We start from the raw sequence: 19173 nt of genomic DNA, 5'->3' as shown, positions 1-19173 counted from the left end.
CCCTACACCCCGGAACTTCCAAGCGTGGGACAAGACGGTGGCCAGCAGCCCGCTGGCAAACTTCTTATCTTCACCACTAGCAATGCCGCTGCCAAGTTGAACAAGGGAATCGGATTGGTGGACAGTCGTATTTTCATGGGCTTACAGCCCATGAAGTTGGATGCGTCCTTGCGCACCTCTGGCCGGAGATGCGCGGAAATGCCTCCGCCATAAAATTTTTACAGAGCTCTGCTTTGCTCACGTTGACGTGGAGGAGCCGATGACAATTGCAAAAGTTGGGCAATTCATGAAGAAAAAACAAGAGCATTCGAGACCTAGCCGTCAGAACAGAGTTCTTGAATCCCGCATATCAAGAAGGCTTTCCTCCGGGCCTTAGCCCTCCCCCCGACTAGAGACGGCATCTTTGAGAAAGCACCGCCGGGAGACTCTCCCGTGGGTGACGCAGCTCTGGAATCGGTTTATCGCTTCCATGGGTGCGCAACTCAAAACACAACTAAGTTTCGGGAGGAGACACTCCATGCGAATTGCCCGCGTTTTAGCTTTACTCACTCTATTGGCAGCGGTGTTTACCATCGCCTGCTCGCAACAAAAGGCGAACACCCCGGACGTCACCGATCAGATCAAGGATTCCCTCAAGGCCAACAATCTGGGCGACGTAAAAGTCACCGAAGACAAGGACAAAGGGGTTATAACCCTCTCCGGCGATGTGAAGTCGGACGAAGAGAAGACTCAAGCCGAGGACATCGCCCGCAAGAGCGCCGGTGGGCTGATCGTCGCGAATGAAATTGGTGTTCGGCCGGAAGGCAGCGCAGGCGAGGCCAAGAAAGTCGACAAGAACCTTGATAAGGGCATCGAAGACAACTTCAAGGCAGCCCTGACCGAGAACGGAATGGACAACCAGCACATCCGCTTTGATTCCAACAATGGCGTTATTACCCTCACAGGCGATGTAGATACACCAGCCCAGAGGGCGTCAGCCGAAAAGATGGCGGCGAAGATTCCTAACGTGACCCAGGTTGTGAATGAACTGCAAGTCAAAGGCGCGAAGAAGGCACGTCGCGCAGCTGGCAAGTAGCTGTCAGACTCTTACAGGAAGAATGCCGTCCCAACTCGGGACGGCATCTCTTTCTGATTTGACTTAAGAGTGCGATTTCGCTAGACGGCCGGTGCCGGCCAGCCAAAGAACATCTGGAGCGCCCGCGCCAGACATGTTTTCCGGTGCATTGGGAGCCGCCATCACCTCCGCCGCGACTAGTCCGGCAAGCAGAGAACAAAAAATCAACATACCCTTGACCGTAATCCTCACGAAACCATTCCTGCCATTGAAGTTGCAATCAAATGCCCACGTGCACCGTACTGGTAGGCCGGGCAAAAACACCCAGAAATTACATGAAAATCGTGCAGTAGCCGAAGACGTATTGTGTCTGAACCGCTGCAAAACATTGCAGCCATAGAGACACAATCCTTCCACTGCCAGAAATGTCAGTCGGGAGCGGATTGCCCCAAGTGGCGGCCCTCCTTCCGTAATTTGCTCCGGCTTGCAAAGCGGGCTCATTATCCGCACAAAGCTCCGCGTAGATGAGATGCGCTCATTCAGCAGAAGAAGGCAAGTCTGAGCTCAATTCTTCGAATTCGCCTGTTCGAGGAACGAAAACTATGAAGATCTTGCAGCGTTTTGCTCTTGGGCTCTTTGCAGCATCGCTCTTCTTTAACGGTGCGGCCCGGATGTTCGCCGCTGGCCCGCAGAACGAACGTGCCGGATATCAAGGAATTCCGGTGCGCAATGGCCTGAATCGTGGGCTGATCCAATACGACGACAATTCCCTTTTGCAACGGTATCCGCGTCTACCGCGCCGAACGACTGAAGCCGATCTCAGCCCCGCCTTTGTAGATGGTCTCCAGAGCCCTAGTCAAGGCAATCAGGATCGTGGCGGTTACGGAGGGATTCCTCACCACAGCTCAAGTGCTGGGCAATCGCACCACGACGAGAATCTCGGCGCAGAAGTAGTTCAACACCCTGGCTACCGAGGGATTCCGCAACCTGCGGCAGCGGATCATCAGGCGCGAAAGGGCAACAGCACACTCGCGACAAGGCGGGTATCCGGCTTTGTGGTGGCGAAATAGACATCACGGAGTGCCCGGGGCGCTGCGGGTCAATACCAATTCCCATATGTGCCGGTAGGTGACCGCCTTCCGTAATTTGCCACTCTGGTAGAGCCGGGTCACTATCCCCTGGAAGGCTCTCGTTTAATTCATTCCCATCGGCACTAATAGCAGTTTCCTCCCCCGGAAAATCGGCCCATTTGGCAGCCTGGCTAAAGTCGCGCATGACCGATGCATAGCCATGACTTAGGTAATCGTGTTCATCCCAAGGACCCGCCGCAACAGGGCGGGTTGTTCGAGGGTTGTCACGAGTGCAGGGCAAAAAAGAACCGGCCAGCAAGCAGTGATCAGGCTGGACTAAAGAAGAGGAGATTGGGGGCAATGCAAACTTTGCGGCAATTCGCTTTTGGAACTATCGCAGCATCGTTGTTCATGGCGTCATCGGTGATGGCATTCGGCGACGATCCGCCGTCTCGCGTCGCCCGCTTGAAGTACATAAGCGGCGAAGTGTCGATGCAGCCCGGGGGAGTCAATGACTGGGCAACCGCCACCATCAACCGCCCCATGACAACCGCCGATCGTCTGTGGACTGACAAAGACTCGCGTGCCGAACTGCACCTTGGCAGCGCGGCGCTGCGCATGAACGGCGAAACCAGCCTCACGCTCACTAATCTCTCCGACAACACGGTGCAGCTTGAGCTCGACGAGGGCATTCTGAGTCTGCACGTGGGGCGACTTCGTGACCATGAGATCTATGAAGTGGATACGCCGAACATGGCGTTCACGCTGCTGAACTCGGGCGACTACCGCTTCGATGTCGATTCGCAAGGCGATGTAACGCTAATCACGGTGTGGAAAGGTAAGGGCATCGCTACCGGCGATGGCGACGCGGTGCAGATTGAATCGAACCACCAGGTTCGCTTCTTCAGCGGAATGTCACTGGCGCACCAGACCTATCATGCTCCGCGCTTTGATGGATTCGACGAATGGTGCCGCGTCCGCTCAGATCGGGAAGGCCGTGTCGTTTCGGTCCGCTACGTTTCACCCGATGTAATTGGATATGAAGACCTGGATGAGTACGGTGCGTGGCGGGAAGTCGGCAGCTACGGCGGCGTTTGGTTCCCAACTCGAGTCGAAGCAGGATGGGCGCCTTATCGCTACGGACACTGGGGCTGGATCGAGCCCTGGGGCTGGACCTGGATCGACGATGCGGCATGGGGCTTCGCTCCGTTCCATTATGGGCGTTGGGTATTCATCACCGGACGCTGGGGCTGGGTGCCTGGTCCTGTTAGCGTGCGTCCTTGCTACGCGCCTGCGCTCGTCGCCTGGATTGGTGGAAGTGGCGTGGGTGTGGGTGTGGGCTGGTTCCCATTGGGCTACGGTGAGCCTTATATCCCGTACTACCGCGTGAGCCGAAACTACTTTCAGACGGTAAACGTCAGCAACACGCGCATCACCAACATCACGTACGTCACCAATAACTATTACAACGTCAACAACGTTCGTATTGACAACATCCGCTACATCAATCAGACGACGGCGACGACGATCGTCAACAACGACGTAATTATCAACTCGCGGCGAATCGATCGGAATGTCTACATCGATCACAATCGCGACATGCACGACGCGCACGACCGCTGGGTAACGAACGGCCCTCAAGTTCCGCCGTCACATGACTCCGTACTCGCAGGCCGCCGGGACCTCCATGAGCCGCCTGAGCGGCTCATGAATCGACGCGTGGTTATGAAACTGCCACCGCCCGAGCGCCCGGTTCCCTTTGAGACCAAACGTGTCGATCTCGAAGATCACCACGGACGCCCACTCGACAAAGATGAAGAAGATCGTCTGCGCAGACGGATGCCGCCTCTACGTGATGACCGCGACGACCACGCTCGCTCAGCTTCAGCGGGCGACGATCGTCATCCAGCTCCGAAGCAGCGTGACGAAAATCCTGGCTATCGCAATGGCGATCGCGCAGACGACCATGGAAATGCGAATCGCCGATCAGATCGTGACAATGCAAAACACGACGATAACGCTTCGGCCGACCTAGGCTCACGTCGCTGGGAGCGGCCAAGTCAGAACGACGATAAGCGCGGACAGTCAGCTTCCAATGGAGGCAACTATCCGGCTCCGAAACAGCGTGATGAGAATCCGCGCGTAAACGGGGGCGATCAGGCAAACGGCGGCTCACAGTCTGACAACAGCGTTGGCGAACGCCGATTCCCGCGTCCACCGCGTGGCAACAACGACGATCGTGGCCAGTCCAATTCAGGTACGGCATATAACTCGGCACCCAGGCAGCACGATCAAAATCCTGATGCCGTCGGAGACCGCGCCGACAACAACAAGGGACAACACAATAGCCCCGACTCGCAAGTCAGCCAGGGTGACGATCGGGGTGCCAGGGGGAGAGTTCCCCGTCCGCCCAGCCGGGACGACAATGGCAACAATAAAGGCAATAACGGAAACAGCAGCGCAGGCAACGAGAACGGACAGCCTGTTTCCGCCGGCAGCAATAGTCCGGCTCCCAAGCAGCGTGATGAGAATCCTGGCGCAAACGACAACGAACGAAACGGCTATGGCCGAGGGGCACAGCGCAATTCGAATCCAATTTCGGATCGGAATCAACGCAATGACGCCTCGGATACACGGCAAGTTCCACGTCCGCCGAGCCACAACGGCAACGGCAACTCCAACAACAATCAGGCACCGTCATCGGGGGGAGCCTATTATCCAGCTCCAAAGCAGCGCGAGGAGAATCCACGCGTAAGCGATGGCCAGCAGCCTTCTCAGCAGACGGATGCGATGCGTGCCCGTCGACCCGTTATGGAACGGCCAGCACCTGCTCCTGCACCGTCTCCTTCGCCGTCATCGAGCGATCGCAATGCCGCACCACCAGCACCGCAGCAAGACCACACGATGATGCGACAAACCCAGGTTGATCGCGGCGATTCACATCCATCACAGCCTGCACCGCGGACGGCGCAGCCGCAGAGAGCCCCTGAATCTGGGCATTCGCCGCAACCCGACTCTCGCTCGGCGCCGAATAAAGATTCGGGTTCAAACGGTAATGCTCGTGGCAGTTCCCAGTTTCAGGACCGCGGCCACGGGAAGGATTCCGATCCCAAGTAAGAATTGGGAGAGGTGAACGAAGAAGGGCGCGGCAAACCATCCGCGCCCTTTTCTCTCGACCAATCCAATCGTGCTTTTGAACTTTTAAGCCGAAAGCCGTCCCGCACTCGCAGCGAAAGTGGCGGGAACTTCGCTCCGCGCCTTCATCGGCACTCTCGTTGGCTTCGCACCCGACGGAGATTTCGTAATTTCGTACACAATGAGATCGTCACGGCGCAGATGATTTGTCTCCACGGCCTCGGCCAGCATCTTTATTAATGTTTCGCTGTGCGTGGTAATGATGAGCTGCAATCCCTGGCTTGCCGCATCGCACAGCATCTTCGCCAAATCGCGTTGAGCTTGAGGATGCAATCCCGCCTCGGGCTCCTCAATCAGGATCACACTGTTGGCCGGAGCTGCGAAGATTTGCGCGATGATGGGAAGAATTTGCTGTGCTCCGCAGCCGGCTGACTCGAAGCCCAGGGGAGTCTCGAATTCGGAATCGAGGTATCCAGCATGCAGCAGCTCTTCCATAACCCAGCCGCTGGTCAGCGATCCGAGCCCGAATACTTCCGCCCACTGCTGGATCTTTCTTGATTGCGCAAGATGACGCGGGCTGGCAAACATCGCCGATAAAACGGTGATCGTACGCTCGCCCCGGCGTCCCACATTCAGGGGAGCGGAATCTGCACGAGGCGCTTCGCGCGTTGGGAGCCGATTTGGTCCAACCATGAATACGCGCCGACGGAGATAACCAGCGACATAAGAAGTGAACAGGCCAAAAGTAAGGAAGCGATGGTGCATCGGCTCATTCACCGCCTGCCCGCCAATTGCCTGCGTGCCCATGAAGAGTTTGGGAGAGAGCACCGCAGGTCCACTCACGACGGGCTCAAACATGCGCTCGGATAAATGCGAGGGCGTACACTCCAAAAGCGCCGCATGACCTTTCTTTATCAGGCCACGTCCCAGCGGCATGGTGGAATTGGTGGCGATCGTCTCGCCATCAACAACCAACTGATGCTTCCATTCCCCGCTTCCTCGCCGATGTCCAACGCCATAGCCTAGAGTCGCGGCTGCAGCGTCCGTGTCGTGATTGTGTTTTCGCAGCCATTTAAGGAAATAGTCGCCGGCCTCGATTTCAACCGAAAGCCAAAGATGCAGGTCGTGGTCCGGTTTGTGAAACGCAGAGCTTCCCGTGGTTCCTAGATCAACATGCTGGTCCTTCCACTTGAACTCTGGGCTACCCTCGGGCGGAGCAGCATTCTGGGAAAGCAGGCCAATCGCTTCGAGTACAGAACTCTTACCGCTGCCATTGGCGCCGATCAAGACCGTTAGTGGACGCAGGTCGAAGCTCACCCGCTCCCCAAAGGCTTTGAAGTTTTCTGTTTCAAGTTTCGTCAGCATGCGTTCTCCCCGAGTCGACCTACGTGCTTTATGAGATTAATCTTCACACCGGTTTGGCCCGACATCATAGCCCGAAAATGGCCGCAGAAAACGCTTTTGTCCGCCTTGACAATTGCTCCCCAGGAATCAGCGGATCCTCTCTATACAGCGCTGAAGGCACCTCTTGAACCCGTCTATGATGGTCGCCACGCCGTCCACGACTCTTTGAGGAGGAACATGCACCGGTTCCTTGCGCTATGTCTGCTTGTGTTGTCCACGAACCTCTACTCGCAGTCCAACCATACTTACACTCTGGCGGCAACGCCGAAGACCGTCGCCTGGGGCTACTACGATGCTGCGGCCATCCCTGTGCTGCACATCCAATCCGGCGACACGGTCACCTTCGAGACGTTACTCACAAATAGCCCTACCGGCCTGGAGAAAGCGGGCCTCGCTCCCGACCAGGTGCAGCAGAATTTGCGCGACATCTATAAGGAGATCACCAGCCACGGTCCCGGGGGACACATCCTCAACGGTCCTGTCTACATCGATGGAGCCGAACCGGGCGACACGCTCGAGATCCACATCCAGAAGATCGAGCTTGCGATCCCATATGCATACAACGGCTTCCGCTCCGGCGCAGGATTTCTCACGCAGGACTTCCCTTACGCCCGCACGAAGATCATTCCACTCAACCGCGAGCGCATGGTCGCGAGCTTCGCTCCGGGAATCGAGCTTCCCTTGCATCCGTTCTTCGGCAGCATGGGAGTTGCTCCGCCTAAGGCATATGGACGAATCAGCAGCGCACCCCCGGGAATCCACGGCGGCAACATGGACAATAAGAAGCTTTTAGCCGGCACCACCGTTTACCTGCCGGTTCACGTGAAAGGAGCATTGTTCGAGATCGGCGATGGCCACGCAGGACAAGGCAACGGTGAAGTCGACATTACTGCGCTCGAGACTTCCCTAACCGGAACCCTGCAATTCATCGTGCGCACGGATCTGAAGGTAAGGTACCCGCGTGCCGAGACACCGACGTGCTACATCAGCATGGGATTCGACGACGACCTAAGCGAAGCCACGCGCATCGCCGTGCGCCAGATGATTGACTTCCTGGTTGCCGAAAAACACCTGAGTCGCGACGATGCCTACATGTTGACCAGCGTCGCTGGAGATGTAGACATCACGGAGCTGGTCGACGGCAACAAAGGCATGCACGTCATGATGCCGAAGAGCATTTTCGGGACCACCTCGCGGTAGCGGGTGGTGATTTCGGTAGCGGCTGTCAATCTTAGTCCTTCCATTGCAGTTCGTACTGCGTCGACGACAACTCCAACATCAACACCCGCTACGGCAGGTGGTTCCGTTCATTTTGATTGCCTGCCCTAATCCAACTTTCGGAGAATGGGTAGCCAGATGCTGCTTCATTCCCCACAACCGACCGAATCCAGAGACGGCATGTGCCTCAGGCTTAGGCCGTCGCGATACTCCATCAGATCGAGTGATCTGGAGTCGATGCCTTTTGAGGAAACGATAATCGCAGTCCTGCCACGACCGAGATCAACGACATTGAGCAGTTTAGGCAGGTCAGACTCGAAGCCGTAATTGGCAGTGGTTGTCTCAACGGCGAGTATGTGCAGTGCTGGTTGCGACGTCATCCATGCCGCCAGAAGGTAGGATGAATCATCTTTTTTCCCGAGTGATTTCCACTGTGCCCTTACGTAGTATCGGAGACTACCGTCTGCAACACGGAACGGCTGCACGGCAAGAGCCGGCGGGACTCGCTCCGCTTCGCGGCGCTGGTCTGCATCTGCCATCGTCTTCATGCGACCAGTGAGCAGCGAAGCCATTCGATTTTGAATGTCGCTCCGAACCGGCTCATCCACAAGGCTCGCGAATACCTGATCGGAACCGGGCTTTGCGATATCGTCCGGCACGTTCTGATGACGCCGTAAAAGGTAATAACCGCGGCTCGACAATAGGTCATTCCGATTGTTTACTGTAGCAATCGCTCCGATAGAAGAATCATTGCCAACATCCTCGTCTGATTCGCTTCCCAGAAGCGCACTCACCGTAACCGGAACAGCCCTTCCGTCCCCCATTAACAGGTCGTATTGGTCTCCCATCGCAAAGTGCTCTGCGTCCGGTCCCTTCTGGAAGTGCGCGATGTAGTCTGCAGGAAGTTCAACCTGATCAAAGAAGCCGTCAACTACGGCGTCCGGAAGGCGGCGGGCATTTGGCGGGATAGTGTGTTTGAACTTTACGCCTTGGAAGTAGACGAGTACTCGGTTCCCATCGTACCGGCCAGCGAGCCAGAATCGCTCACGCGCAGTCTGTCCGACGGCAGAAATATAAAGAAACGCAATAACCGTCATGAAAGTAAACGCGCGCACGGGAGACACCTTACACAGCAGGAGCACCGAGACGCAACTTACAGCTCCATTAATCAAATATTAAGTATCTCTTCCTTTTTATCTAAAGAACCTAACAGTCTCATAAGCGTCTATTGAGATAGCAGGACAGAATCTCAAAAAGCGGAACTTCTGACTCGAGATTCGCTCGACTGCAGCACGGCGGTGCAACTCTTGATCAATCCCGTTATCGGTCCGCAAATACTGAGCGTTTCACTCGCTAGTTCCCAATGGGGAGAAAAGCGGCCGGAATCGGAAACGGAGGGACCTCGCGGTCCCTTCGGAATTTAGTGAATGTGTTCTCAAATAAGAAGGAGCTACTTGTCATGAAACGTACTCGAAATCAATGGACAGCCTTGCCATTAGCACGCATGAACTCGATGTGGTTCTTTCCGATTCCCCAGTCGATGCGAACCTGAAGATCCGTGCCTACGCGCACCTACTCGGGGAGTGCGGCATCTCGTTCGCTGCATCTCCACGGATTGCGAAACGCCTGAAAGAAAAATTTCCGCAGTGTCTGAATGGAGTGCCGATGCTCCTTCCCACCGACAACACCGCTTTGCGGAGAAATCTGGATTTCTGGTTCGAAAGCCATGAAATTCATCCAGTAGTAATTGGAGAATTCGAGGACTACGCCCTCCTGTCCATCCACAATCGGCTTTCCGAATGCCGTCTCTCCCTTTTGGAAGAGCAGCGGATACCGGCGTTGCGAAATGGTTGCCGGCTCAAAGCTGAGCATCGTACGGAAGGTGAGTGTTCCCTGCCCTAGTCTGCGTTGCGCCATGGGCATGATCCAGTTGGTCGAGAAAAACTTGTCGCGTCCGCGCGGGCCGGTTTGCTGTGTGTCGGCCAGGAAGGCAACGCCGTGGAACATCAGCATCCAGTCGCGTTTGATGGTCATGATCATGTTGCCCGGAGTTGAATTGGGCTCGGCATCGGTGCCGGCGGTAGCATGGTGCTCGATAAGCTGAAGGAGCGAGTCGGACTGCATGTTGATCATGTCGTGATCGTCGCCGCGCATGTGGTGCATGGCATGGTTGGAGTCGATCTGCTGTGACATTTCCGAGCCGGCACTCGAACCCTGAGCCTCTAATCGCATCGCCGCAGCTGCGGTGAGCGCGAGAACTAACGCGATTTTTCGCACTTTCCCTCCGTAGGATTCTGTTCTGGCGACAAATAGGCAGGCATCTAGCTTTCGCTGAGACGCTCAGAGCAAAGAGTGGTATTGGCTAGATTCGGAGTGGCGCTGATCCCGGCGGACCGGAATCGTTGAAATCCGGCGACGAGCAACGTTGGGAATCAATCAAATGGATATCTGGACTGATTTGCGTGAATGACGTAGACACCAATCCCGAAACACTTGCTGCGTGAGACGGTAAAGCGCGATTGTGGCCTAGTGTGCAGCAGTCATGATTGGAGTGAGGGTGACTGACAGGTGCTGGTGTTGAACTGTCCTGGTGGCAAGGAGCAGGCTCGCTTGGGATCGCCGCAGATGCTGGCAACAAGACCACAGCGTTTCAAAAACACCAGACTCACGAAGATGAGTCCGAAGACCGCCATGGATCGAAATTGGAGCACGTTAGGAAGATCATGCATCCGGGGAAGTGCAATGCAAATTCGCAGGGTGTCTGCACCATATAACACGCAGAATGTCCCTGTTTTCGCGTGCGCGCCAGGAATTTGCGCGGTTCCTGAGGGCGCGAGTACACTCGCCCATTCTTGGTCAAAGGTTTTGAGAAATTGCTGGAAACCGTCAATCTCAAGAAAAGTCTTTCGAAAGGCGCATACCGGAAGGCGATGCCCGAGCTTCAGGAGGGGCTCCGCAAATTGCAATATGCCGCTAAGGCTGCCAACGTTACTACGATCGTCTGCCTCGAAGGATGGGACGCAGCCGGAAAAGGTCGCGTCATTCGCAAGCTGACTCAGAAGCTCGATCCGCGCCTCTTTCGGGTTGTCGCTGGCACTCCGCCGACACCGCTTGAGCAGCGTTATCACTTCTTGCATCGTCATCAGCTTGCGCTCCCGAACTACGGCGAAATAGCAGTATTCGACCATGGCTGGTGCCGCCAGGTGCTGGAGGATCGCTGCAATAAAAAGATCAAGAAGTCCGAATGGCTGATCGCATACCAGCAGATCAACGAATTCGAGCGCTGGCTTACCGATGATCGCCAGTTAGTCATCAAGTTCTGGATGCATATTTCCAAAAAGAAACAGAAGCGGCGCTTTAAGAAATACTTTTCAGATCCCAATTTGGCGTGGCGAGTTACCAAGGAATACCGGCGGCAGCATCGCGACTACGAGGAATGGGTCTCCGCCGTCGAAGAAATGCTGGCAAGAACGGAAACCAGCTATGCCCCATGGCATGTGATCGAAGCCAACGACCAACGTTGGGCGGCAGTAAGAATTTTTGAAGTGCTCGCACAGACAATTGAGCAAGAGGTGGACAAACGAGGCCGGGAGGAAAGGCCGGGTCAGGCGACCGAGATCATTGAGGAAGTCCATAAGATCGCCGCAAAAAAGCGCGGCAAACGCTCTCGAGTGAATGGTGGTCATCTCGAGGCGGAGGTTGCCAATGCTTGAGAAGCTCGACATAAGCAAGAAGCTTTCCAAATCCGAGTACGGCGAGCAAATCAAGAGCGCTCAGTCGCGTCTCCGCAAGCTGGAACTCAAGATTTACAGGCAAAAAGTGTCAGTATTGTGCGTCTTCGAAGGCTGGGATGCCGCAGGCAAAGGCGGCGCCATCAAGCGTCTCACGGAGATGCTCGACCCGCGTGGTTTCTCGGTCTCAAGCTATGCAGCTCCGCAAGGGGAGGAGAAGACGCATCACTACCTCTGGCGTTTCTGGCGTGACTTGCCGCGAACTGGGCACGTATCGATCTTCGATCGCAGCTATTACGGACGAGTGCTCGTGGAGCGCGTGGAGCACTTCGCAACCGATGCTGAATGGCAGCGAGCTTATCAGGAGATCAACGAATTCGAATCGCATCAGGCGGGGTTCGGCATGGTGCTGTGCAAATTCTGGCTCCACATCACTCCGGAGGAGCAACTGCGCCGCTTTCAGAATCGGGAGCTCGACCCTTTCAGACAGTACAAACTCACCGAGGAAGATTGGCGCAATCGGGCGAAAATCCCTGAATACACGGCTGCCGTCGAAGACATGCTGGTTCGGACCAGCACTCCCCATGCACCATGGTCCGTCATCGAAGCGAACGACAAGAGTTACGCCCGAGTGAAAGTCGTGGAGACGGTCGTGGAGTCGATCGAGAACCGATTAAACTAGGGAAAGAGCGCCATCCCCGTCTGACGCAGGTTCATACCGGGCCGTAGCGCCCACGAGGAACTCTATTTTCATGAATACTCCTGCAACTTCTGTGGCTGACTACGCCGCACGCGCGGTCGGACCAATCATTCTTCTAGGCGCTCCCGGCGCCGGCAAAGGCACGCAAGCGAAACAGATTGTGGAACGCTACGGCGTTCCCCAGATCTCTACGGGCGATTTGTTGCGCGAAAACGTAAAGCTTGGAACTGAACTCGGGAAAAGAGCAAAAGCGGTAATGGATTCCGGCAAACTAGTATCGGACCAGTTGGTATGTGACATGGTCGCTGAACGTCTCGCCCGTCCGGACTGCGCTCGCGGATTCATCCTCGACGGCTTTCCCCGTACCGTCGGCCAGGCGGAATGGCTCGATGGATTTCTGGCTGCACGTGGGTCAAAGCTGCCGCTACGGGTGATCAAGATCACTGTCGAGTATGACAAGCTGCTAAAGCGTCTTACGGGACGGCGTACATGTCCCGTTTGTGGAACCATCTACAACATGTACACCAATCCGCCGAAGGTAGATGAGGTTTGCGATCGGGACGGTTCGAAGCTGACATTTCGTAAAGACGACAGCGAAGAAGCGATCGGCACGCGCTTAAAGGCTTATGAGAACGACACACTCCCGCTCAGTGACTACTACCGCCAGCGTGGGATTCTGATAGAAATCAGTGGAGACTCCGCACCGGAGCAAGTAACGGACCAGTTGTTTAGAGCATTAGATAAGGGCGCTCTCTGAGTCCAGAGAACGCGGACCCGGGCGCCCCTCGCCGGGTGTTCTGCCTTGTGTGACGTCATAACTCTGTGGGTTCGCGACTTTTCAATCGCCTGATCATAAAATCGCGAAATTACAATATTGCAACACCCCAAGCGAGGGTGCCCGGACCCACGTCCTCTCTCTGCTAGTCGTGTATCCCAACCTGGTTCAGAATGAACGCGTAATCAAACGCAAATTCATGCAGCCGGTCGTAGCGGCCGGATGCTCCTCCGTGTCCTGCTCCCATGTTGGTCTTGAGAATCAGAATCTTCTTGTCATCGCGCGTAGCGCGCATCTTCGCTACGTATTTCGCCGGTTCCCAGTACATTACCTGACTGTCGTTGAATGAGGTCTTCACGAGGATGTTGGGATATATCTTTTTTTGAATGTTGTCGTAGGGCGAGTAACTAATCATGTAATCGAATGCCGGCTTCTCCTTGGGATTTCCCCATTCCTCAAACTCTGTAACGGTCAGCGGCAACGATTCGTCAAGCATGGTGTTCATCACGTCGACGAATGGCACCTTGGCGATCACAGCATGAAAGAGATCCGGGCGCATATTCGTAACGGCACCCATCAGCAATCCGCCGGCGCTGCCACCTTCGATCACCAGCTTTTCCTTGGAGCCGTACCCTTTGCCGACCAGGTACTCGGCGCAGGCTATGAAGTCGGTAAAGGTATTTTTCTTGCGCATCATGCGGCCGTCATCGTGCCATGTCTTCCCCATCTCTCCGCCGCCACGCGGATGGGCTATGGCGTAAACGATTCCACGATCGACCAAACTGAAAATGTTCGAGTTGAAGTTGACGTCGATTGAGATCCCATAAGAGCCGTATCCGTACACATACAGAGGAGCTGTACCGTCTAGTTTTTTCCCTTTGAGGTACACCACTGAAATGGGAATCTTGGTTCCATCGGCCGCAGCAGCGTAAAGTTGCTCGACGCGATACCGCGTCCGATCATATCCACCAGGAACTTCTTTCTGCTTGAGCAACGTGGAGGCGCCACTCGCCATGTCGTATTCGTAGACCGACTGCGGTGTTACAAACGATTGATAGCTGTAACGGAACTCCGTCGTGTCATATTCTCGGTTTATGTACGGCGTGGACACATAGGCAGCTTCCGGAAACGGGATTCGGTGTGACTTTCCGCTCTGAAGGTCTGCCACAGAAATCTGTGGCAAACCATTCTCGCGCTCGCAGGTGACGTAGTAGTTCTTGAAAAAGTCAGTGTCGTCCAGCATGACCGTCGGCCGATGGGGAATCACTTCCTGCCAATTTGACCTGTCCGGGGCGTTCACTGGAGCCTTGACGAGGCGGAAATTTCGCCCGGTGTCGTTCGCGCGGATATAGAAGAAATCGCCGTTGTGGTCGGGATAGTACTCGACGTCCTGCTTGCGTGGTTCGATTACCTTCCACTCCGCTGCCGGCTGATTCGCAGGAATGAAGCGGGCCTCGCTGGTCGTGTGACTTCCCGAAATGAGAAAGAGATATGCCTTGCTACGCGTCCTGAAGACTTCGACGCTGAAGCGTGCATCCGTCTCTTCGTAGGTCAGATCGTCCGGGCCCGTCGTTCCCACGGTGTGGCGATACAAGCGGTATTGCCGTTTTGCCGAATCTTCAACCGTGTAAAACAAGGTCTTGTTATCGCTGCCCCAGGCAACCGAGCCAGTCTTCTCGATGTGATCTGAGAGCAGATTGCCTGTGCGCAGGTCCTTTACTGCAAGCGTGTATTGCCGAAATCCGGTGTTGTCAGTGGAATAAGCGAGCAGGTTTCCATCGTCGCTAACCTGATAGGCAGCGACTGCCATGAAGCTCTGACCTTTTGCCAGTTCGTTTACGTCGAGTACGATTTCTTCCGGCGACTCCATGCTGCCTTTACGACGGCAGCGGATCGGATACTGCTTTCCCGCTTCGGTCCGCGCATAATAGAAATAGCCGCCGTATTTGTAAGGAACATCGACATCGGTTTCCTTGATGCGGCTGAGCAGTTCGCCGTAAAGCTTTTTCTGAAGAGGCTCGGTGAATTTCATCACCCCTTCGGTATAAGCATTTTCAGCGTCAAGGTAGGCCTTGACGTCAGGGTTCTTCTTGTCGCGCAGCCAGAAATAATTGTCGACAAGCTCATGCCCGTTGATCTCGGTGACCTTAGGAGTCTGCTTGGCGACTGGAGGAGCGGATGGCGCCGATGGCGCATCGGCGGCTTCGAGCGTAAGAGTAGGGAAGGACACACTAAAGAGTACAAGAAGCGGGACTACGCGGCGAGTCAGCTTTAACATTCAGTTCAGCTCCGATTTAAGTCATTGAAATACAGCAGCATAGCTGCATAGCATTCGGTATTTCCAGCAGGAAGTTTAAGACTCTCTATATTTCCCAGCTTTCTGCAAACCTTCATGGTTGACGGACTCAGCAGTGCTGACAAAGCCCAGAGTACCGCGTCTACAGCTGACCGCCGAAACGCTGTGGAGATGTCAGGTGTGCGCTGCCTGCGGTCGTTTTTTCCACGCGTACGTTAGGACCTGTGAGAAAGACGCGCTCGTACGTCTACAGCTCAATTTCAAGCTGCATCTGCGTTCGGCTCACATCCACATTCTTGTCAGGGCAAAGCCTCAGGCGAGTTGCGAAATCTCCTCTGTCACGCACGGGCTCGGACTAGCAGGGCGAACGCTTGTGTGACTCGTCATATGTTGCGTCTCGTCTGATGTCCAGAGCTGCCTGGAAAATAAGTTCTAAGGCCGATCGTCCCACATCGCCAAAACAGGACTATAATGCCCGCAAATATGGGCCATGAGGCCCACGGATAGCGGCCCCTTCGGACCCGCGTCGCCTCCGGACAACGAGTTCGAGGGACCAGATTAGAGACCCATCGAGGTGGATATGTCTGGAATGTCGCCGATAATCATGTTGCTCATCCTGTGGGGCGCGATCACGCTGGTTCTAGTAGTTCTTCTCATTTATCGCAGTACCCTGAGCATGCACGAAGACGATCAGCTCTTTCTCAGCGAGGGCGAGAGCGCGATGGCTCAAGAGCAGGCGGAGCTCCAGAAGAAAATGAGCAAGCTTCAGCCCTTTGTTCGAGCCTGCGGGGCACTGTCAGTCTTGCTCCTTGTCGTAATGGCTGGCCTCGGAGCCTACGACATGTACAAGAATTTCTAGAAACCGCCCACGATTTTGCCTGACTTCCTCGCATCGACCTCCCTTCCAGGTCACTTTCGGCGAGCCTGAGGCCGTATTTTGTAGTTTCGCGCGGCAACCTACTCTGCCGTATCAGCTTCTCTGTTAATGAAGTAGTTATTCCCCTGGAACAGCCTGAGGATGATCCATGCCAATTGAAACGAATCAAAGACCGGCGACTGAGAAAACGCGCAAAGCGCTGCTTCTGGACGGAGATAACGACCGATACCGCCGCAAGGAGAGGACAGGCCTTCTGCAAAAAGAGGGATTCAGGGTATTTCCAGTCCTGAAGATCGAGCATGCCCGCGCTCGCTGCAAGCCAGGCGCATTCGATCTAATAGCTGTCATCGCAGGCGAAAACGGCGAGCTCGCGATGGAGTTTTGCGATGGAATCCGGCGGAATAATCCGCAGCAGCAGATTTTGATGGTGGCCAGCGAGAACCAAAATCTTCCCGGTCGTGAATATGTCGTTTCAACTTGGGAGGAACTAATGAACCGGGTTGGCACTACTTCGAATGGTAGTGCCGGCTCCGCGACGCAGGCTCAGAAGACCTTGAGCGCCGCGTAAATCAGCTTTCACGGATCGACTTTTGGTCTAGACCCACCCGTCAGCTCCTGAGGGGCGCAAGTAGTGGCAGAAGCCCCAGAACTAAGCTAAGGTTATAGAAGTCACCAATGCGAAAGTGGCGGAATTGGCAGACGCACCAGACTTAGGATCTGGCGGGTAAAACCGTGAGGGTTCGAGTCCCTCCTTTCGCACCAAAAGCAGTAGCAATCAGCGCTCCAGCTTGATTGTGATTCTACGCTCTGCAAGATCAATTCTTCATTTTTTTGCGTGTGATCGTTGCCATGTCTCAGGGGTTGGACTGATTAAGACCGAATGCGGATTGGCCGAATGCTGAGAGCCGCATGGCGAAAGCCGCTTTAGCCCATCATCTTTTTCGCCTCCAGCTTCAGATCCAGACGACGGATCAGCCGCAGGAGCGAGTTGGGATGTAGTCCCAGTGCTTTGGCTGCTTCGATGTAACTTCCGTTGGCATCTTGGAGGGCCTGCAAGATCACTTGCCTCTTTGTATCCTTCATCGCGCCCGCGTACTTTGTAGCCGGGACTCCGGCAGGAGTTGCGGCTTCCGCGATTGCTTCCGGAAGATCCTCCGCCAGAATCGCGTCGGCAGAACCAAGGACCAAGGCGCGTTCAATGGCGTTTTCAAGTTCGCGAACATTTCCCGGCCAGTCGTACGCACTGAGACAAAGCCTTGCGCCCTCGCTCAGTCCCTTCGACCGCACATTACATTTCTTCGCTGCCTTGGAAATGAAATATTCTGCGAGATCAGCGATATCTTCGCGTCGCTCTCGCAAGGGTGGAACCTCGATGGATACGACGTTGAGCCGGTAAAAGAGATCTTTGCGAAACTTCCCTGACTTCACGCATTCCTCAAGGTCCTGATTCGTAGCAGCAATTAGCCTCAAATCAATCTTCATAGGACGCGTTCCGCCTACGCGTTCGAACTCACGCTGCTGAAGAACCCGCAGCAGCTTGGCTTGCAACGACACGGCAAGCTCGCCGACCTCATCCAGAAATAGCGTTCCTCCATTGGCAATTTCGATCTTTCCCTTTTTCTGAGCGGTTGCTCCTGTGAACGCGCCTTTCTCATATCCGAACAATTCGCTTTCGAGCAAAGTTTCAGCGATGGCGGCGCAGTTGATGGCGACAAAGGCCCCGCTCGCGCGTGTACTGTTCGTATGCAAGGCGTGGGCAACCAACTCTTTGCCGGTACCACTCTCGCCCTCGATAAGGACAGTCGAATCAGTGGGAGCCACGCGCCGGATGAATTCGAAGACTTCCTGAATACTCAAACTGCTTCCGACCATATTGTGCTCAACGGCAATCTGGCTGCGCAGCTCACGATTTTCGAGCTTCAGGTTCTCCACGTAGTTGATGTTTTCAAGTGCCAGCCCCGTAAGGCTTGCGATGGCGGCCAGGATTTGCAAATGGTTCTCGTCGAAGCTGACTCTGGCATCCTGAGTGTCCAGATAGATCACCGCTCCAACCTTGCCCGCCAAGGTAAGAGGCACGCACATGAGAGCGTGCATGGGAAGATCGGTAAAACTGGAACTCTTGCGCAGTTCGGCATTTTCTGGAACTTCACTGATCATCAGCCCACTACGTTCGCGGACTACCTTGGATACGATCGTGCGACTAACCTTGACAGGAAATCCTGGTCCCCGCCGTCGGTCCCATCCTACCGACCAGGCGATCTGACCGGGATCATCGCCGAAACCGAGAATAGCGCCGCGATCGGCAGGAACCACGTCGAAGATCATCCCGAGAAGTTGCCAGGCCAGCGATTCGCGATCACGAAGCTTGCTGATATTTTTCGCGATGACCAGCAGAGTGTTCAGGTCGCGCGCGATGCGTCCGCCTTGAACGAAATCTCTCGTAATCGTTTCTGGCTGGAGATACAGCGCATCCTCCTGCCGAAGCATAGTCTGCGCGCCTGCCACTTCGGAGGTATCTTCCAACTCCGCGTGGCTCGATTGCGGTTGAGCCACCTCCTCATCCTCGCGCAACATGAACGCAAAGACTGAACTGCCCAGAGAAATCTTATCGTCGTGGTGCAGTACTTGCTGGCTAATGGGGACACCATTCACAAGCGTTCCATGACGGCTTCCCAAATCGCGAATTACAAACTGGCCGTTCTCGCTTGTAATCACGCAGTGTTGCCGGGATAGGATCGGATCCGAAATGCAGACGTGATTCGATAACCCACGGCCGATAGTGAGCTCCACATCCCGCAACGGGATTTCGGACTCGGCCATTTCTCCGGCAATAGCAACTAGTTTGGGGGCTGAGCGACTGTCCACAGACTTTTAGGCCTTGGATGTGTGTAGCACAGTTCCCATCCTGCAATC

The 19173-nt window shown here is 55.2% G+C and carries 15 protein-coding genes and 1 tRNA gene; 11 read left to right on the top strand and 5 right to left on the bottom strand.

All coding sequences use genetic code 11. The annotated features are described in order from the left end of the window. Positions 1–24: 24 nt before the first annotated feature. From DMG62_04470 to DMG62_04455, 4 genes are all read left to right on the top strand, one after another. The gene (locus DMG62_04470; protein PYY24265.1) at positions 25–213 is read left to right on the top strand and encodes a hypothetical protein; all 189 of its coding nucleotides are present in this window, start codon (positions 25–27) and stop codon (positions 211–213) included. A 223-nt stretch (positions 214–436) separates the two neighbouring features. Continuing rightward, positions 437–1075, top strand: a complete 639-nt coding sequence (locus DMG62_04465) for a hypothetical protein (GenBank protein PYY24264.1) — start codon at positions 437–439, stop codon at positions 1073–1075. 503 nt (positions 1076–1578) lie between these two features. Further along, positions 1579–2124 (top strand): hypothetical protein, encoded by a 546-nt coding sequence (locus DMG62_04460; protein PYY24263.1) that lies wholly within the window; start codon positions 1579–1581, stop codon positions 2122–2124. Positions 2125–2334: 210 nt separating this feature from the next. Continuing rightward, a complete protein-coding gene (locus DMG62_04455) occupies positions 2335–5241 on the top strand; it encodes a hypothetical protein (protein ID PYY24262.1) in 2907 nt (968 codons plus the stop codon). A gap of 84 nt (positions 5242–5325) precedes the next feature. Here the strand turns inward: DMG62_04455 and DMG62_04450 are convergent, their stop codons facing one another. Then, positions 5326–6624 carry a hypothetical protein gene (locus DMG62_04450; GenBank protein ID PYY24261.1) on the bottom strand — a complete coding sequence of 433 codons (1299 nt, stop codon included), beginning with the start codon at positions 6622–6624 and terminating at the stop codon, positions 5326–5328. Between the two features lie 216 nt (positions 6625–6840). Between DMG62_04450 and DMG62_04445 the strand changes: the two genes are divergently transcribed. Further along, positions 6841–7863 carry an acetamidase gene (locus tag DMG62_04445; GenBank protein PYY24260.1) on the top strand — a complete coding sequence of 341 codons (1023 nt, stop codon included), beginning with the start codon at positions 6841–6843 and terminating at the stop codon, positions 7861–7863. A 164-nt stretch (positions 7864–8027) separates the two neighbouring features. Here DMG62_04445 and DMG62_04440 read toward each other — a convergent pair whose 3' ends face one another. Continuing rightward, positions 8028–9005, bottom strand: a complete 978-nt coding sequence (locus tag DMG62_04440) for a hypothetical protein (GenBank protein ID PYY24259.1) — start codon at positions 9003–9005, stop codon at positions 8028–8030. Between the two features lie 448 nt (positions 9006–9453). After that, a complete protein-coding gene (locus DMG62_04435; protein ID PYY24258.1) occupies positions 9454–10158 on the bottom strand; it encodes a hypothetical protein in 705 nt (234 codons plus the stop codon). 575 nt (positions 10159–10733) lie between these two features. On the opposite strand from DMG62_04435, the gene DMG62_04430 reads away from it, so the two are divergent. The 3 genes from DMG62_04430 (at position 10734) to DMG62_04420 (ending at position 13069) form a co-directional block, all read left to right on the top strand. Continuing rightward, complete coding sequence (locus DMG62_04430) at positions 10734–11594, top strand: hypothetical protein (GenBank protein ID PYY24257.1); 861 nt, start codon at positions 10734–10736, stop codon at positions 11592–11594. After that, positions 11557–12294 (top strand): hypothetical protein, encoded by a 738-nt coding sequence (locus DMG62_04425; protein PYY24256.1) that lies wholly within the window; start codon positions 11557–11559, stop codon positions 12292–12294. The genes DMG62_04430 and DMG62_04425 overlap by 38 nt, the downstream gene beginning before the upstream one ends. A gap of 70 nt (positions 12295–12364) precedes the next feature. Then, positions 12365–13069 carry an adenylate kinase gene (locus tag DMG62_04420; protein PYY24255.1) on the top strand — a complete coding sequence of 235 codons (705 nt, stop codon included), beginning with the start codon at positions 12365–12367 and terminating at the stop codon, positions 13067–13069. A gap of 163 nt (positions 13070–13232) precedes the next feature. Here the strand turns inward: DMG62_04420 and DMG62_04415 are convergent, their stop codons facing one another. Further along, entirely contained in the window at positions 13233–15365 is a 2133-nt protein-coding gene (locus DMG62_04415; GenBank protein PYY24254.1) for an oligopeptidase B, read from the bottom strand. Positions 15366–15963: 598 nt separating this feature from the next. On the opposite strand from DMG62_04415, the gene DMG62_04410 reads away from it, so the two are divergent. The 3 genes from DMG62_04410 to DMG62_04400 all read left to right on the top strand — a co-directional run bounded on the left by DMG62_04410 (position 15964) and on the right by DMG62_04400 (position 17022). Next, positions 15964–16242, top strand: coding sequence for a hypothetical protein (locus DMG62_04410; GenBank protein PYY24253.1), 279 nt, complete (start codon positions 15964–15966; stop codon positions 16240–16242). A 166-nt stretch (positions 16243–16408) separates the two neighbouring features. Next, complete coding sequence (locus DMG62_04405; GenBank protein PYY24252.1) at positions 16409–16828, top strand: hypothetical protein; 420 nt, start codon at positions 16409–16411, stop codon at positions 16826–16828. A gap of 109 nt (positions 16829–16937) precedes the next feature. Next, a tRNA-Leu gene (locus DMG62_04400) sits at positions 16938–17022 on the top strand. A gap of 162 nt (positions 17023–17184) precedes the next feature. On the opposite strand, the gene DMG62_04395 is transcribed toward DMG62_04400, so the two are convergent. Further along, the gene (locus DMG62_04395; GenBank protein PYY24251.1) at positions 17185–19080 is read right to left on the bottom strand and encodes a sigma-54-dependent Fis family transcriptional regulator; all 1896 of its coding nucleotides are present in this window, start codon (positions 19078–19080) and stop codon (positions 17185–17187) included. Between the last annotated feature and the right edge of the window lie 93 nt (positions 19081–19173).

It is taken from the genome of Acidobacteriota bacterium (assembly GCA_003225175.1).
Taxonomy (GTDB): Bacteria; Acidobacteriota; Terriglobia; order Terriglobales; family Acidobacteriaceae; genus Gp1-AA112.
This window is presented reverse-complemented; position numbering and strand designations above follow the sequence as displayed.

Excerpts from the sequence above, each read along its gene's own strand:
- DMG62_04460 (PYY24263.1), top strand. The coding sequence starts at position 1,579 with ATGAGATGCGCTCATTCAGCAGAAGAAGGCAAGTCTGAGCTCAATTCT.
- DMG62_04425 (PYY24256.1), top strand. The coding sequence starts at position 11,557 with ATGGTGGTCATCTCGAGGCGGAGGTTGCCAATGCTTGAGAAGCTCGAC.
- DMG62_04420 (PYY24255.1), top strand. The coding sequence starts at position 12,365 with ATGAATACTCCTGCAACTTCTGTGGCTGACTACGCCGCACGCGCGGTC.
- DMG62_04450 (PYY24261.1), bottom strand. The coding sequence starts at position 6,624 with ATGCTGACGAAACTTGAAACAGAAAACTTCAAAGCCTTTGGGGAGCGG.
- DMG62_04415 (PYY24254.1), bottom strand. The coding sequence starts at position 15,365 with ATGTTAAAGCTGACTCGCCGCGTAGTCCCGCTTCTTGTACTCTTTAGT.
- DMG62_04410 (PYY24253.1), top strand. The coding sequence starts at position 15,964 with ATGTCTGGAATGTCGCCGATAATCATGTTGCTCATCCTGTGGGGCGCG.
- DMG62_04455 (PYY24262.1), top strand. The coding sequence starts at position 2,335 with ATGCATAGCCATGACTTAGGTAATCGTGTTCATCCCAAGGACCCGCCG.
- DMG62_04395 (PYY24251.1), bottom strand. The coding sequence starts at position 19,080 with ATGGCCGAGTCCGAAATCCCGTTGCGGGATGTGGAGCTCACTATCGGC.
- DMG62_04405 (PYY24252.1), top strand. The coding sequence starts at position 16,409 with ATGCCAATTGAAACGAATCAAAGACCGGCGACTGAGAAAACGCGCAAA.
- DMG62_04445 (PYY24260.1), top strand. The coding sequence starts at position 6,841 with ATGCACCGGTTCCTTGCGCTATGTCTGCTTGTGTTGTCCACGAACCTC.